This window comes from Alteromonas oceanisediminis (assembly GCF_018474025.1).
Lineage (GTDB): Bacteria > Pseudomonadota > Gammaproteobacteria > Enterobacterales > Alteromonadaceae > Alteromonas_E > Alteromonas_E oceanisediminis.
The window spans coordinates 207,388-224,064 of the sequence record NZ_JAHCTA010000004.1; the positions used below are offsets into that span (position 1 = coordinate 207,388).

General features: G+C 47.7%; 10 protein-coding genes. 1 reads left to right on the top strand and 9 read right to left on the bottom strand.

All coding sequences use genetic code 11. The features are described 5' to 3' along the window. Positions 1–261: 261 nt before the first annotated feature. The 4 genes from KIU71_RS08615 to KIU71_RS08630 form a co-directional block, all read right to left on the bottom strand. Positions 262–1,761 carry a tryptophan halogenase family protein gene (locus KIU71_RS08615; RefSeq protein ID WP_214130837.1) on the bottom strand — a complete coding sequence of 500 codons (1,500 nt, stop codon included), beginning with the start codon at positions 1,759–1,761 and terminating at the stop codon, positions 262–264. Positions 1,762–1,768: 7 nt separating this feature from the next. Beyond that, positions 1,769–3,262 carry a tryptophan halogenase family protein gene (locus tag KIU71_RS08620; protein WP_214130838.1) on the bottom strand — a complete coding sequence of 498 codons (1,494 nt, stop codon included), beginning with the start codon at positions 3,260–3,262 and terminating at the stop codon, positions 1,769–1,771. A 107-nt stretch (positions 3,263–3,369) separates the two neighbouring features. Continuing rightward, on the bottom strand, positions 3,370–6,153 hold the full coding sequence (locus KIU71_RS08625) for a TonB-dependent receptor (protein ID WP_214130839.1): 2,784 nt from the start codon (positions 6,151–6,153) through the stop codon (positions 3,370–3,372). Positions 6,154–6,424: 271 nt separating this feature from the next. After that, the gene (locus KIU71_RS08630; protein ID WP_250207388.1) at positions 6,425–7,840 is read right to left on the bottom strand and encodes an alpha-amylase family glycosyl hydrolase; all 1,416 of its coding nucleotides are present in this window, start codon (positions 7,838–7,840) and stop codon (positions 6,425–6,427) included. Between the two features lie 260 nt (positions 7,841–8,100). Between KIU71_RS08630 and KIU71_RS08635 the strand changes: the two genes are divergently transcribed. Further along, positions 8,101–9,117: a cupin-like domain-containing protein gene (locus tag KIU71_RS08635; RefSeq protein ID WP_214130840.1), complete on the top strand. Its 1,017-nt coding sequence runs from the start codon at positions 8,101–8,103 to the stop codon at positions 9,115–9,117. A gap of 87 nt (positions 9,118–9,204) precedes the next feature. Here the strand turns inward: KIU71_RS08635 and sucD are convergent, their stop codons facing one another. The 5 genes from sucD to KIU71_RS08660 all read right to left on the bottom strand — a co-directional run bounded on the left by sucD (position 9,205) and on the right by KIU71_RS08660 (position 16,675). Continuing rightward, positions 9,205–10,077 carry a succinate--CoA ligase subunit alpha gene (sucD, locus tag KIU71_RS08640; RefSeq protein WP_214130841.1) on the bottom strand — a complete coding sequence of 291 codons (873 nt, stop codon included), beginning with the start codon at positions 10,075–10,077 and terminating at the stop codon, positions 9,205–9,207. Next, positions 10,074–11,243, bottom strand: a complete 1,170-nt coding sequence (sucC, locus tag KIU71_RS08645; protein ID WP_214130842.1) for an ADP-forming succinate--CoA ligase subunit beta — start codon at positions 11,241–11,243, stop codon at positions 10,074–10,076. Before sucC ends, sucD begins: the two co-directional genes overlap by 4 nt. Before the next feature lie 142 nt (positions 11,244–11,385). Next, positions 11,386–12,930: a 2-oxoglutarate dehydrogenase complex dihydrolipoyllysine-residue succinyltransferase gene (gene odhB / locus KIU71_RS08650; protein ID WP_214130843.1), complete on the bottom strand. Its 1,545-nt coding sequence runs from the start codon at positions 12,928–12,930 to the stop codon at positions 11,386–11,388. A gap of 11 nt (positions 12,931–12,941) precedes the next feature. After that, a complete protein-coding gene (locus KIU71_RS08655; protein ID WP_214131034.1) occupies positions 12,942–15,764 on the bottom strand; it encodes a 2-oxoglutarate dehydrogenase E1 component in 2,823 nt (940 codons plus the stop codon). Positions 15,765–15,964: 200 nt separating this feature from the next. Next, on the bottom strand, positions 15,965–16,675 hold the full coding sequence (locus KIU71_RS08660; RefSeq protein WP_214130844.1) for a succinate dehydrogenase iron-sulfur subunit: 711 nt from the start codon (positions 16,673–16,675) through the stop codon (positions 15,965–15,967). Positions 16,676–16,677 lie beyond the last annotated feature (2 nt).

Below are 16,677 nucleotides of genomic sequence, written 5' to 3' on the forward strand. Positions count from 1 at the left end.
GGTGATTGATGACTGAACGAAAACAACCTGTGCAGTCTCACCTTATTGTAATAATCACACCCATGTTACCGCTCGGTTAATATTCAAACAACGAACTGCATACGTATTCAAACATATTTGTTTACGTTTGATTTACATCTCAACAGGTTCGTTTTAGCGAGTTTTCCTCATTCTATCAATAAGATATAAAAACAGCCGATCAGTCATGCTGCATTGGCGCCATCACTCGCCTGTCACAAACTTAGATTTGTTACATGCTGTTTACACATAACGCTGAGGTTGATGCTGGGTCAGATTACGCTGATGTGAGTCAAAGTTAAGTGCACAACGAGATAGAAAATGCTTAACCTGCTTTTCGATATAGAGGTCGCCCGTGCCTGGCTGTTTGGCCGCCAGACGGGGGAAAGCGCCGTAGCCAGCCAATAAACAGTGCCATGAGCTGCTATTGAAATGAGTTTGCAAATTCTGCCGCTGAATTTCTTGGCGCACATCACCGCGCTTGAACCACACGTCCAATATATGTCCCAAGGAATCTGAAAAGTGGCTATTGTTGCGATTTGCCCGCCAATATTCGCTGTCGTCGCGGGTATTAAGCTTGTAGTGAGCGACTATATAATCTCGCACATGCTCAAAGCGCTGGGTCATGTCACGATTAAACGTGTCGCGATGCTGGGGTGTTAATCCACCTTCTTTCCACTTATCGATAAACATTTCGATACTGACCTGCACAAGATGCAGCGCGGTTGCTTCAAGTGGTTCAATAAATCCCTGAGACAACCCTAATCCGAGACAGTTATGCGCCCAGTGTTGGGTGAGCTGCCCGACTTTCATTTTAAGGTGTCTCGCCTCCACGGCTTCGCCTATCTTTAAGTGTGAGCGAAGCTCTACCTCAGCATCGTCCTTTGACGTAAACGCATCGCTATACACATAACCGTTTCCTGTTCGATTGGTTAAAGGAATAGACCAACACCATCCATTTTTCAGTGCGGTTGAGCGTGTTTCAACGGGTAGCTCTTTCTGCGCAGCACTCGGCAACACAACCGCAGCATTGTTGAACAGATTGTCTGAAAACGATTTGAAAGTGACGCCAAGCGTTTGCTGCATCAATAACGATGAAAACCCACTGCAATCGATAAAAAAATCGCCGTTGATCGCCGCATGTTTTGCCAGCGTCAGCGTGCTGACGTCGCCGTTGGCGTGTCTATTGACTTGAATTACCTCATCACTGATGTGGCGCACACCGCGCTGTATCGCAACGTTTTTAAGATAGTTGCCTAACAAGTGTGAATCAAAATGGTAGCCATATTCCATTCGAAATGGAAAATTATCAGGTGTCAGCGGACCTTTGCCTTGAGCCGCCAAAATACCATTCAAGAAAAAATCATCCGGTTTGACGTGCGTGTCCAAACCGAGTCGACGCGTTTGCGTATTCACTTCAAACGCGCGTTCAGTGAAGGTATCTACCTGACTGAAAAACGGATGGCTGTAATCTTGAAAAGGCGCGTTTGGACTCCAGCCCACGAAACGAATGTTGACTTTATAGGTCGCATTGCATTGCACCATCCAGTCTGATTCATGCACATCAATGAGTTGGAAAAATCGCTTCAACGTTGGCGTTGATCCCTCGCCGACTCCGACGATGCCAATGGTCGGTGACTCAACCAAGGTGACATTAACCTGCTCAGCAGGAAACTGTTTAACCAGTAAGTTTGCCGCCATCCATCCGGCTGTACCGCCCCCGACAATTACCACGTTCTTCATAACTCGCCTATTTTACTCTGTTGATCAAATTGTCGATGTACCTATCGTGCATAGGTAACTTTTGCAGTGGCTCATCCTTAACACGTTTCACGGACTGCAGCATATCAAACAGTTGTTGTTTCGGCATTGCATTGGCGATGGGATGGTGGTCATTCGGTTCAATCCCTTGGCCCAGCATCACCTGTAGCCACGAGCTTTCTAAAAACAAATCATTTTGTTCACGAAACAGTTTCCCCGTTTGCTTGAACAATGCGATTTTATGCGCCAATGACGCGGGTAACTCTATCTGCCGCATATCACGCCAAAAGGCGTCTTTGCTGCGCTCATTCAAGTAATAATGTAATACTAAAAAATCTCTGATTTGGACGTACTCAAGTTCAGATTGTTGATTAAACTCATCTTGTGCTGACCTGTGTATACCGGCATGCGGGAATAACTGGATTAAGCGTACAATAGCAGATTGAATTAAGTGAATACTGGTTGATTCCAGTGGCTCCAGAAAACCGCTGGATAAGCCTATCGCAATAACATTTTTATGCCACTGTTTACGACGGCGGCCGGTCGTAAATTTAATGACGCGTGGATCAGCCAAGGGCTTGGTATCGAGGTTGTTCATGAGCACATGGGTGGCTTCATCGTCGGAGAGATATCGACTACAGAAAACATGCCCGTTGCCATTTCGGTGCTGTAAAGGAATACGCCATTGCCAACCGGCTGAGTGAGCAATCGAGCGCGTGAAAGGGGCTGTCGTTGTGTGGCGTTCAGAGGGAATCGCCACTGCGCTATCGCAAGGCAGTAAATGACTCCAGTCATCTAGGCCAACACCGAGTTTTTGCTGAATGAGCAGGCCTTTGAACCCGGAGCAATCAATAAACAGATCCCCACGAACAACTTGGCCATTATTCAGTGTTAGCGCGTCGATATCACCGTTATTGTGTTGCTGCACCTCGATGACTGTGCCTTCGCTGCGCACCACACCCATGCTTTCACTCAGTTTGCGCAGGTAGGCGGCGTATAACCCAGCATCAAAGTGATATGCGAAAGGCAGTTCGACAATGGGGTCTTTACTATTGATTTGCGCAAACTTTCCCTCCACCGCAGCCAAGTAGTTTAAGTCGTAAGACCATAAATCACTGTCATAGCCTAATGACTTTGCACGTTTCCAGAAGTGGTGAAAATGACAAAATGCGACGCTCTTTCCCGGTGCTCCAAATGTGTGATAGTAATGCTCGCCCTGCGTTTTCCAGTTTTCAAAGCGGATCGCCAGTTTCATCGTCGCTTTGGTTTCACGCAAAAAGTCCGCTTCATCAATACCCAACACGCGGTTCACTAAGCGGATAGGCGGTATCGTTGCTTCACCCACACCGACGGTACCGATTGTGTCCGATTCAACAACCTCGACTTCAATATTGGAGCCAATCACTTTTTTAAGCAGTGCAGCAGAGAGCCAACCGGCCGTCCCACCGCCCAAAATAACCACCTTTTTTATTACGTTTTGCATAACGCCCCTAAACAAAAAAACCACTTTTATGCAAAGTGGTTTCAATCAACAAACTGCGTGCCAGAGGCAGTAACTGCCTCTGGCAAGCCAATTAACCCAGGGAAGGATTAAAACGTGTAGTTAAAGCCTAACAAGAAGTTACGCCCAAACGTTTGATACTTCAACACTTCGCGTGAATCAGCATTGGTCTGCACGGTTTCTTCGTCAGTCAGGTTTTGACCTTGTAAAGTGATCCGCAAACCATCGAGCATTTCAATATTGGACTCACTAAAGTCATAAGCGATTTGCGCATCCCACAACTCAGACCCTTGGTCGATTGTTTCAACCAGTGACAAACTTAGGCCACGAGTCTCGGTGACGAAGTCAGAACGTTTGCGACCTGAAACACGGAACTCGAACCCGGCTTTCTCATAGTACGCCGTTAGCTGGTAACCTTCATCAGATAAGCCTGGCACACCAGCCCCATCCGACAATTGACCATTCATGAAGGTAGCGCTGGCAAACATACCGAATCCATCAAGACTTTCATGGAAAATATCGAATGGAACACTTGCCTGTAATTCCCAACCTTGCACAAAACCGGTCAACCCATCTTGTTTAGCGCTAACTAAGCCTTGGAATGTCGCTGGTGTCTGGCCCTCAGAGCCTTGGTGAAAACTTGGGATATACACGTCAGAAAAGTCGGCCAAACGGCTGGAGTCTCTGTGCCAGTTACGTAAATCTTTGAAGAAGAACGCGACGGCAAAGAATCCACTGTCGGCGTAATAGTTCTCATACGACAAATCAAATTGGTTAGCCGCTAGAGGACGAAGCTGTGGGTTACCAGCGCTACCACTCCACGGGCCATTTTCGGGGTTGGGGTTAGTAATTTGGTTGTCATTAAACGCAAATGATACCTGTGCGTTCGGGCGCATATCATCCATGCGAGGGCGACTTTCCGTGCGTGAAAGAGCCGTACGAATAAACTGGTTTTCAGCGATTTCCAAGCTCAGGTTCAAGCTAGGTAACACGGAAGTATACTCTGCCCCACCCGTGACAGGAGCCACATTGGCAAAACCATCAGCATCAGTCGTGACATTAAAACCTGAACCGCTTTGATCGACATCAATGACCTGTACACCAAAATTACCGCGTAAATAAGTATCGCCAAAATCAGCTTCGATATCGAATTTGGTATACAACGTAAGCAATTCTTCGTTGATGGTATAGGTATCACCGAAGCGGTCATTTTGTACCAGAGCCGCATCATTTTCGATGTAGTAGCCTGAGTTGTATAAACCTAGACTATCGTACGCGAGCACACCGTTAATGCCGATAAAGCTCAGATCTGCAACACCGAGTACATTCGGGATAGGCGCATCACCAGGGAAATCTGGGGCGGTTAAATAAGCGCCTGTATTAATTTTGGTTTTAGAACGGTCTGAATAGGCAATACCCGCTTCCACTCCACTGATAATGCCGTAGTCAACAAAACCATCAACCGTGAAACGTGCGCTATCCAGCGATTCATCAAAATCAGGTTGGTTGACGAAGCCGTCTTGTGATGTGCTACCAAAAATGGGGTTACCCCACGCTTGTGGACCAGCAAGACGGATTAAATCAGGATTGGTGTAATCCAATGTCTCGATGCTAGGGTGATCGCTATACAATGCGCCCTGCGGCGTCATGACCCATGAGCGTGCAATGGCAGCACGTCCGTCGATGCCTGCACGACCAACACCCGAGTAACTTTCAATATTGGTAATCGTTTTCTCAACATCACCGGTAGAAATATCCAGCTCAGCCGTCCACTCGTCGTTGATAAGGTATTCGACGTTTAAGCCGAAGGTGGTGAGTTCCGCTTCTTTGCTTTCAGCATCGTTACGAATAACTGAAATGAAATCGCTAAAGGTTCCCGCAGTGACAAGGCCGTTTTGAACTTCATTGATAGTGTAGCTCTGCGTACCCCATTCAGCACCACCTTCTTCAATACCACGGAACACTTTATCTTCGTTGAAGTCAATGTACAAAGCGTCAAGCTTTACTGTTAATTCATCGCTCGGTGCCCATTCAATAACACTCGCAATTGAATCACGCTCCATCACGGCAGAACGTACGAAGGAATCATGCCCACCCAGCACGCGAGTACCGGCTGGTACAGTCACACCTGGTGCTGCCTTTTCTGGGTTAGCATCAGCGTAACCCCAACCACGGAATTGCTCTTCCTGGCTTGGAGATTCCATCGAAGCTATGGTAAGCGCAACACCAATAGTGTCGTCAGCAAACGAATCAACAAAGTTTAGAGAAAAGCGATGACCCTGATCGTCAAAATCCGGGTTAGCTGAATCCATGCCGTTTTGCTCGAACGAGCCATTGAACGTAATCGTGCGCTCTTTGCCCAGCGGATTGATCGTTTGTAGGTCAACAGTACCACCAATGCCTTGCGACATCAGGCTGGCATCAGGCGTCTTGTAAACGAGCACATTGGCGACGATTTCAGAAGGATACAGGTCGTATTCAACCCCACGGTTATCGCCCATACCGAGCAATTCGCGGCCATTCAATGAAGTGCCTACGTAGTTTTCGTTAAAACCACGTACTGACAGGCCGCTGCTACGACCATCACGGCGCTCTCCCGCAAGACCTGGAAGACGTGCCAATGACTCGGCAATACTGGTGTCTGGCAGTTTACCAATATCTTCAGCGGATAACGCCTCAACGATTGAGGTGTTGTCCATCTTGATGGCTTGCGCTCGTTGCAAGCTACCGCGGATACCAGAGACTTGAATGACTTCATAGTCTTGTTTCTCAGCTTCTGGCTGTTCTTGTTGTGCAATGGCTTGGCCGGAGCCAAACGCAAAACCGCTGGATATCAACGCGATTTTGATTAGATTAGGTTTGAAGTGTGTCATAGGTGTCCCGTTCCTGTTAAGCAATAAGGGGGGAGTTCACAACGCGCGATCTTCCCCTTTGTAAGCGAAACGGATGGTATGGCCTATTAGGAATGTCTACAATGAGCTGCATACGTATTCAATGAAAATACACTAACATGTCTTTTACAAACGCCCTGTAAAAAACCCTACTCTTTCTCCAACAACGTTAATAATTTCAATCGCATACCGATTTCTCTATTTACAAACTGGTCATTTCACTCCGACATGGGTAAACAAACAAATTTACAATTCATCCGCCACTTTTGACCAACACTCGATAACCCCACGCCGGTAACGTTATTTCAGATTCTGGCGCGATGTTAACCGATACGTCCGAATCAAAGTCAACGTAGCTGCCTGGATGTAATGTGCCGTCGAAAGTGACTGTTTTTGGTGTTTCAGTAAAATTAAATAGGGCGAATACTTTGTTCTGCGCGTTTTGTCGTACAAAGCTAAAAACGCTGTCTGGCGCTGAATTGTAAACGCGCAGCATGTGCGCTCCATGCTTACCGTGCCACAACGCTGTATTGCTCTCTAGCAATCCGTTGTAACGCGTCAACACATCGCGGAATCGGTGTGGCTGCCATTCGATGGGATCACGTTCGAAAAAAGCCAAGCGCTTCGCATTGCCCGCTTCTAAGCCATTGTAAGCTAATGGCAGGCCTTCACCTACTATTGATAAAACCAGCGCCGCTTCGGTGCCCTCTCCGTAACGTTCAAACACGGTTCCGTCCCATGAATTGATATCGTGATTGGTGATGAATGTCATGCGCAGAGCATCGTCAGGAAATGCACTTTCGTTCCACGAGTAATAAACAAAAAGCTTGTGCATATCGCCCTGATGTTGAATAACGTGATGTACTGCCTGCTCCCACGACCACGCATAAGTCATGTCAAAGGCGTTAGCGTGAAGATCGCGGCTTTCCCATTCAGCCAGCATGAACACCGGCTTTATTTTGTTGAGGTCGGCACGCGCTGCTTCCCAAAAATCCAGTGGCACAAACCCGGCGACGTCACACCGATACCCATCGATATCAAATTCGCGCACCCAGTATTGCAGCGCTTCGCTCATGTATTCACGCACACCCACCTGACTGTAATCTAAGTCAATAATATCAGACCAATCCCACCAAGGTGTTGGGCGAAAATCACCGTTGTGATCCTTTTCGTACCAGTGTGGGTGTGAATAACGCAAGGGGTTATCCCATGCGGTATGATTCGCCACCCAGTCCAGTATCACTTTTAGGCCCAGCTGATGTGCGCGATTGACAAAATCCCGGAAATCTTGTTCTGTACCAAATTCGGGATTAACGCCAAAATAGTCTTTTACCGCATAGGGAGAGCCGAGTTTGCCCTTTCGCTTTTCCTCACCTATCGGATGAATGGGCATTAACCAAATCACATCAAACCCCATCGCTTTTATGTCATGGAGTTTTTCAGAGGCCGCGTTAAAGGTGCCTTGCGGCGTAAATTGACGCGTATTGAGTTGATAGATACTGGCATTTTTCGTCCAGTCAGCATGTTCAAATTGTACATAGGGTTGTGGTGTGAAATCCGACTTTCGGTCTGCCGCAGTATCACTCGATGCTGTGCGTTGAGCGCAACCGGCGATCAGTACAAGGGTCAAACAAACAACAACAGTGAACATTTTTATTGGGTAAGGCATTATTTTGCTCTCATAGGCAGCGAGAATTCTGTAGCACGTCTTCTGCGACTAAACGTAGTGCTCATGGTTAAAATAAACGGTAATATTACGCCACACGCCAATACGCTATCGCTTGTGTAAACTCTCAACATAATCGTTTAAGCTCAGTAATGCATACTACGCAGGTATTAGACTACTTTGCAATAGCATGAGTAACAGGTCTGCGCTCATGAGGTGTGATATTCTATACGGCATTTTTATTGTCAATGATGAGTCGCGTCATGCAATCAAGTAAAACACAGGCCGATTTGCCGCTATCAGCACTGCCCAGACCTCAAGAACTGTCTGAATTTGCGGCACAAGGCTTTATCGATGCAGCCGTTGAGCGGCATCAGCCAATCGTGCTAAGAAATTTTGCTGCGCATTGGCCTATTGTCATGCAAAGCAAACACTCGTTGTCTTCCGTTGCGCAACAGATTGCGGCGGAAAATACTGGCCGCCCCGTTAAATTAGTCACCTTGCCCCAGAGTGGCTGGATGTTTTACACCGATGACCTACGCGGTATGAATTTTTCGGTGAGCACGGCAACCTTAGCCGACGCCATGCAGAGCATGCTTCAAGCAGCAAACTCGCTACCACACTGCGTACAATGTATCGGTGTACGCGAGCACCTGCCAACATTATTGCCGTCACTTGATAATCCGCTAACACCCAACGTCGATCCGTTTATCTGGATTGGCAACGCGGTGCGAGTTGCGCCCCATTTTGATGAAGCAAATAACATAGCAGTGGTGGCCGCTGGCAAGAGACGGTTCACGTTGTTTCCACCGGAGCAAGTTAGCAACCTTTACATCGGCCCGTTAGATTACACTCCCGCCGGTCAACCAATCAGCCTGGTTGATATCCACGCCCCCGATTTGAATCGTTTTCCACGTTATCAATCTGCGTACGATGCGGCGCTATCGGTCGAGCTTGATGCCGGTGATGCTATTTTTATTCCGACGCCTTGGTGGCATGCGGTTGAATCCCTGTCTTCATTTAATGTGTTGGTGAACTATTGGTGGAGTGGCAGACACTTAAGCAGTACGTTACCTTTTCCAATGATGATGCATGCACTGCAAGCGCTAAATGCCATGCCTAACGGCGAACGCGAAGCTTGGAAATCACTGCTGCGTCACTATGTGTTAACTGAGGATGCGGGCGCGCATTTACCGGATAGTGTGCGTGGTATTTTGGGCAAGCAATCAAAAGACAACGCCAACCTCATCGATCAATGGTTAAAGTCGCAACTACGCTAGCGCGTTAGCTCAAGGTGTTGTGGTACTTGATAGGCCAACAAAAAACCCAGCTGACGCTGGGTTTTTTAACGGATTAATAAGGAGCTCTTACCAACCAGTCGCTTCGCGCAATGCAGAGCCAATGTCAGCCAATGAGCGAACAGTTTTAACGCCGGCAGCTTCTAAAGCTGCAAATTTCTCGTCAGCTGTTCCCTTACCGCCAGCGATAATCGCACCAGCGTGCCCCATACGCTTGCCTGCAGGCGCTGTAACACCCGCAATGTAAGAGACAACCGGTTTAGTCACGTTATCTTTAATAAACGCGGCAGCTTCTTCTTCCGCCGTTCCACCGATCTCACCAATCATCACGATTGCTTCAGTCTTAGGATCATCTTGGAAAAGCTGAAGAATATCGATGAAGTTAGAACCTGGGATCGGATCACCACCAATGCCTACACAGGTAGACTGACCAAAACCTTCGTCCGTCGTTTGCTTAACGGCTTCATAAGTCAGCGTTCCAGAGCGGGATACGATACCCACTTTACCCGCTTTGTGAATGTGACCCGGCATAATGCCGATTTTACATTCGTCTGGCGTGATCACGCCCGGGCAGTTTGGACCAATCATGCGCACGCCTTTCTGCGTGATGTACTCTTTCACGTACAACATATCGATGGTCGGAATACCTTCTGTGATACACACAATCAATTCAATACCTGCATCGGCGGCTTCGATGATTGAATCTTTACAAAACGGTGCCGGAACGTAAATCACTGACGCTGTAGCGCCTGTCGCTTCAACGGCTTGACGCACAGTATCAAATACCGGCAAGCCTAAATGCGTTGTGCCACCCTTTCCAGGCGTAACACCACCTACCATTTGTGTACCGTAGTCAATCGCCTGCTCAGAATGGAACGTGCCCTGACCGCCGGTAAAACCCTGGCAGATTACTTTGGTATTTTTGTCGATTAAAACGCTCATGCTTGACCTCCTGCAGCTGCAACGACTTTTTCTGCTGCATCAGTCAGACTTGTTCCAGCAATGATATTCAACTCACATTCTTCTAGGATTTTCGCACCCTTGTCAGCATTGTTGCCTTCAAGACGAACGACCACAGGGACTTTCACGCCCACTTCCTGAACAGCGCCGATGATACCTTCAGCAATCATATCGCAACGAACGATGCCACCGAAGATGTTCACAAACACCGCTTTTACGTTGTCGTCTGACAAGATAATTTTGAATGCTTCAGTCACACGCTCTTTCGTTGCGCCGCCGCCCACATCAAGGAAGTTAGCCGGATTACCACCGTGCAATTTTACGATATCCATCGTTCCCATCGCCAAACCAGCACCGTTGACCATGCAGCCAATGTTGCCATCCAGCGCGACATAGTTAAGCTCCCATTTAGCAGCTTGAGCTTCACGAGCGTCTTCCTGCGAAGGATCTTGCATATCTTGCAACTTAGGCTGGCGATACAATGCATTACCGTCGATAGCGACTTTGGCATCAAGACAATGTAAATCACCGTCTTTCTTGATAACCAATGGATTGACTTCAATCAGCGCAACGTCGAGTTCTTCGAACATTTTTGCCAAACCAAGGAAAATTTTGGTGAATTGGCGAACCTGAGTTGGATTCAAACCTAACTTAAACGCAATCTCACGCGCCTGATAAGGTTGAGCACCCACAAGCGGGTTGATTTCCGCTTTAAGGATTTTCTCTGGCGTTTCTTCAGCCACTTTTTCGATTTCTACGCCGCCTTCCGTTGACGCCATAAATACGATACTGCGCGATGAGCGATCAATAACGGCACCTAAATATAGCTCTTGAGCAATATCAGTGCAGCTTTCAACCAAGATTTTACTAACCGGTTGACCATCTTCGTCTGTTTGATAGGTCACCAGGTTTTTACCAAGCCAATTTTGTGCGAAGGCTCTTATTTCTTCTTTGGTTTTAACCAACTTGACGCCGCCCGCTTTACCGCGACCGCCTGCGTGTACTTGACACTTAACAACCCACTCAGACCCACCAATCTTGTCAGCCGCTTCTGCTGCAGCTTGTGGGGTCTCGGCGGCGTATCCTTCAGATACGGGTAAACCGTATTCTTTGAATAACTGTTTACCCTGATATTCATGCAAATTCATGGTGTTCTATCCGATGTTTATTAATAGAAAAGCCGCCATTGGCGACCTATTTTGAGCGCCGATATTATAGCTGAAAAATATCGGCAATGTGACAGATGATAGTAAAAACTATCATCTGTCACGCACACTTGGTTCTGCGCGTTTATACGTCGAGCAACAAGCGTGTTGGATCTTCAAGCATTTCTTTAACTGTGACTAAGAACCCAACAGATTCTTTGCCGTCAACAATGCGATGGTCGTAAGAAAGTGCCAAGTACATCATCGGTAAAATTTCAACTTTACCATTGACGGCCATAGGACGATCCTGAATTTTGTGCATACCAAGAATAGCACTCTGCGGCGGATTGATGATCGGAGTCGACATGAGTGAGCCAAATACGCCACCGTTTGTGATGGTAAAATTCCCGCCTTGCAAATCAGCCATTGAGAGCTTTCCGTCACGCCCCTTGAGCGCAAGCTCCTTGATGCCTTTTTCAACACCCGCCATGCCCAACATGTCGGTATCTTTGAGAACAGGCGTCACTAAACCGCGTGGTGTCGATACGGCTATCGATATATCAAAGTAGTTGTGATAAACGATATCATCGCCATCGATGGATGCATTGACTTCAGGGAAGCGTTTCAAGGCTTCTGTCACGGCTTTTACATAAAATGACATGAAGCCTAAACGGATGCCATGGCGCTTTTCGAAACTCTCCTGATACTGCTTACGCAAGTCCATAATCGGCTTCATGTTGACTTCGTTAAAGGTAGTCAACATGGCCGTCGAGTTTTTCGCTTCTAACAAACGGTTTGCAATGGTTTTACGCAGCCTTGTCATTGGCACTCGCTTCTCACTGCGCTCGCCACTGGGTACTGAAACGGCCGGTGCGTCGGCTGACTTGCTGCTGTCTTTACTACTATTCTGAAGGTGTTTTTCCACGTCTTCTTTGGTAATACGACCACCCTTGCCGGTGCCTTTCACGCTGCTCGCATCAATCCCCTTTTCTGCCAATAATCGGCGAACGGAAGGACTTAGCGCATCGCTATCCTCAGAAGAAGACTCGCTCTTGGATGAACTGTCCGATGAGCCTGATTTTGCCTGACTTTCAGAGGCGCCCTCTTTAAATTTAGCGATGACTTCCTCAGCCGTCACCGTAGCGCCCTCGTCGGCCAAAATAGAGGACAAGACACCATCATTCGGGGCCACAACTTCAAGCACCACTTTGTCCGTTTCGATATCCACTAAATTTTGATCGCGACTAACCGAATCACCCGGCTTCACGTGCCATGCGGCAATCGTTGCATCTGCAACCGATTCAGGCAAAACAGGCACTTTGATCTCAACTTCTGGGCCATCAGATTGACCGGTTTTAGCGGTCACTTCTTCTTTTTCAACCGAATCAGATTCGTCATTGGAGTCACTGTCGTCATCAGACGATTTTTCGCTGTCATTTGACGAGTCCGCGCCGCCTTTCTCCATCTTGGCAATCACTTGCTCACCCATTACGGTGGCGCCTTCTTCATCTAAAATCTCGCCGATAACACCGTCTTCGGGCGCAACAACTTCTAACACCACTTTATCGGTTTCAATATCGACCAAATTTTGGTCTCGTTTGACCTTGTCTCCAGCTTTTACGTGCCATGTTGCAATCGTCGCATCGGCAACCGATTCAGGTAACACTGGAACTTTTATTTCGATTGTCATTTGAGGTTCCTTTACTTAATTGTGAGTGCGTCATCAATCAGCGATTTCTGTTGCTGATTGTGAACAGTTACATATCCAACCGCTGGAGACGCTGATGCTTCTCTACCGGCATACTTCAGCGATGCCCCATCAGGGATCACTTGCCAGAAATGATGTTGACTACTGTACCAAGCACCTTGATTCTGTGGTTCTTCTTGACACCAAACAAAGTCTTTTACGTGAGCATAATCTTTCAACACGTCAGCACATTCTTCGGCTGGGAAAGGGTACAGTTGCTCAAGACGAATGATCGCGACATCGGTCTGCTCGTTCTTGCGACGCTGGTCCAGTAAGTCGTAATAAACCTTGCCCGAACACATCACGACGCGCTTAACATTCTTAGCATTAATGTCGTCAATTTCACCAATCACGTTGTGGAAGATACCGTCACTCAGCTCATCCAGCGATGACACAGCCATGGGGTGACGAAGTAATGATTTTGGCGACATCACGATCAGTGGCTTGCGCATCGGGCGGATCGATTGACGGCGAAGCATATTAAATACTTGGGCCGGCGTTGATGGGATACAGACCTGCCAATTGTGATCGGCACACATCTGTAAGAAACGCTCCAAGCGCGCAGAACTATGTTCTGGCCCCTGGCCCTCATAACCATGTGGTAATAACACGGTAAGACCACATAAACGGCCCCACTTGGCCTCACCCGATGACAGGAATTGGTCAAATACCACCTGCGCACCATTGGCAAAATCACCAAACTGGGCTTCCCAAATGGTCAGACAGCTGGGTTCGGCGGTAGCAAAGCCATACTCAAATGCCATCACCGCTTCTTCGGATAGCACAGAGTCAAAGATATCGATCTTCCCCTGACCTTCACGTATGTGCTGCAACGGCATGTGCGTGGATGCATCCGTTTGATTGTGCAATACCGCATGACGGTGGAAGAAGGTCCCGCGCCCAGAGTCCTGACCCGTCATTCGAATGTCCGTACCCAGATCGACAATACTGGCATAGGCTAAATTTTCAGCCATTCCCCAATCCAACGGCTTTTCGCCAGCCGCCATCAACGCGCGATCCTGATAGAGCTTGTTCACTCGCGATTGCAACTTCACATCATCGGGCACGTCCACCAGCTTTTCGGCCAGCGCCATCAGTTTTTCTTTACTAATAGCTGAGTCGTACGGCACGGTCCAACTGTGTCCCAAATACGGACGCCAGTCGACCGAATGCTCGGTCATCGGGCGCCATTCTTCAACCACACAGGCACCATGATCGAGTGCGGCACGATAATCCTCTAGCATTTTATCTGCTTCGTGCTCTTTGATCGCGCCTTCACCGGTAAGTTGATCAGCATAAAGCATACGCGGCACCGGGTGCTTTTTGATTTTTTGATACATCAAAGGCTGAGTCGCATTTGGCTCATCGGCCTCATTGTGACCGTGGCGGCGATAACACACTAGGTCAATCACCACATCACGCTTAAACTTGTTCCGATACTCAAGCGCCAGTTTGGTCACAAACATTACCGCTTCCGGGTCATCGGAATTAACGTGGAAAATAGGCGCCTGTACCATCTTCGCGATGTCAGTACAATATTGTGTAGAGCGGGTATCTTCCGTTTTTGACGTGGTGAATCCAACTTGATTGTTGATTACGATGCGAACGGTACCACCCACAGCAAAACCACGAGTTTGCGACATGTTAAAGGTTTCTTGAACAACCCCTTGGCCAGCAATAGCTGAGTCGCCATGAATTGTCACCGGCAATACCGCAGACCCATCGGTACAATCTCGACGTTCAAGACGCGCACGAACGGAGCCCATAACCACCGGATTCACAATTTCTAAATGTGATGGGTTGAATGCAAGTGCTAAGTGTACGTTTCCACCTGGCGTGGCAAAGTCGGATGAAAAACCAGCATGGTATTTTACGTCACCCGCACCGAGAGAATCATCGTGCTTGCCAGCAAATTCATCGAATAGAACGGATGGGTTTTTCCCCAACACGTTAACCAGCACGTTTAGACGACCCCGGTGTGCCATGCCAATGACAACTTCTTTCGTGCCGGTCGAACCGGCTTCCGAAATTAAGCCTTTCAGCATCGGGATTAGGCTATCACCACCTTCTAACGAAAAACGTTTCGCGCCAGGAAACTTCGAACCTAGATATTTTTCCATCCCATCGGCAGCGACTAAACCTTTAAGAATGCCCAATTTTTGATCGCGGGAAATTTCTGGCTTAGCTTGAACCGATTCGATCTTTTGTTGCAACCAGCGTTTCTGCTCTGTGTCGGTAATATGCATGTATTCAGAGCCAATCGAACCGCAGTAGGTTTTATTCAGCGACTTAAACAAATCGCCCAACGTCATCGACTCCTGACCTATAGCGTAAGACCCCACGTTGAAGGTCGTGTCGAAATCAGCTTCGGATAACGAGTGATGAGAAAGCTCTAAATCCCTAACGCGGGGTTGTTTCCAGAGGGAAAGTGGATCGAGATTGGCATGTTGATGACCACGAAAGCGGTAGGCATTGATCAACTGCAAAACACGAACTTGTCGCTCGTCTGAACTGTTATTATTGGCTGCAGACGAAGAACTCATTTTACCCGCTGGCCCTAACGCTGCCAGTGTTCTGAAATGATTTCTGATTGCAGAATGATTGGTGTCAATTTCGACCCCATCCACCTTAGGTAACCCGTCAAACAACTGTTTCCACTCATCAGAAACACCATTTGGATCATCCAGATAGGCTTCATACATCTCTTCGATGTAAGCGGTGTTACCACCGGAAAAATGGGAAGAGTCCCACCACGCTTGCATCACGCTCTCTTGCATTTTATGCATTACCTTACGTTGAGAAAACAACTCAGTCTGCGCTACCAACACAGACCAGCATGCTGATTTTAAACGTTAATTGTCATTATAGCGCCTATTATCTAGCGATAGGCGTTTTTACTAAAAAAATAGCCACCCCAGCGGATGGCCATTTATATTCAAACACTCTGTGACACATGTTGGTGTACAGCGTCGCCTGATTAAACAGCCCGTTGCAGCAACATGGACTTAATATGCCCAATGGCTTTTGTCGGGTTTAACCCTTTAGGGCAAACGCTAACACAGTTCATGATGCCATGACACCTAAACACACTGAAAGCATCGTCTAAATCATTCAGGCGCTCCTCGGTCGCTGTGTCACGACTATCAATCAAGAAACGATAAGCGTGTAATAGACCCGCTGGCCCAATGAACTTATCAGGGTTCCACCAAAATGAAGGGCAAGACGTTGAACAACACGCGCATAAAATACACTCATACAGTCCGTCCAACTTGGCGCGTTCTTCAGGCGTTTGAAGATGTTCGCGCGCAGGAGGCTGCTTGCCATCGTTGATTAAGAACGGCTTAATCTTCTCGTATTGCGTGTAAAATTGGCTCATGTCCACTACCAGATCACGTACCACTGGCAGACCGGGTAGTGGGCGCACGGTAATCTTTCCTTTACCCAGCGCAGATAGCGGCGTGATACACGCTAAACCATTTTTACCATTCATATTTACACCATCAGAACCACACACACCCTCTCGGCATGAACGGCGGAATGATAATGAAGGATCCTGCTCTTTCAACGCGATAAGTGCATCCAGCACCATCATGTCCTGACCCTCTTCAACCTCAAGGGTGTAATCTTTCATATGTGGCGCATTGTCCACATCCGGATTGTATCGATAAATCGAAAAAGTTAATTGCATCA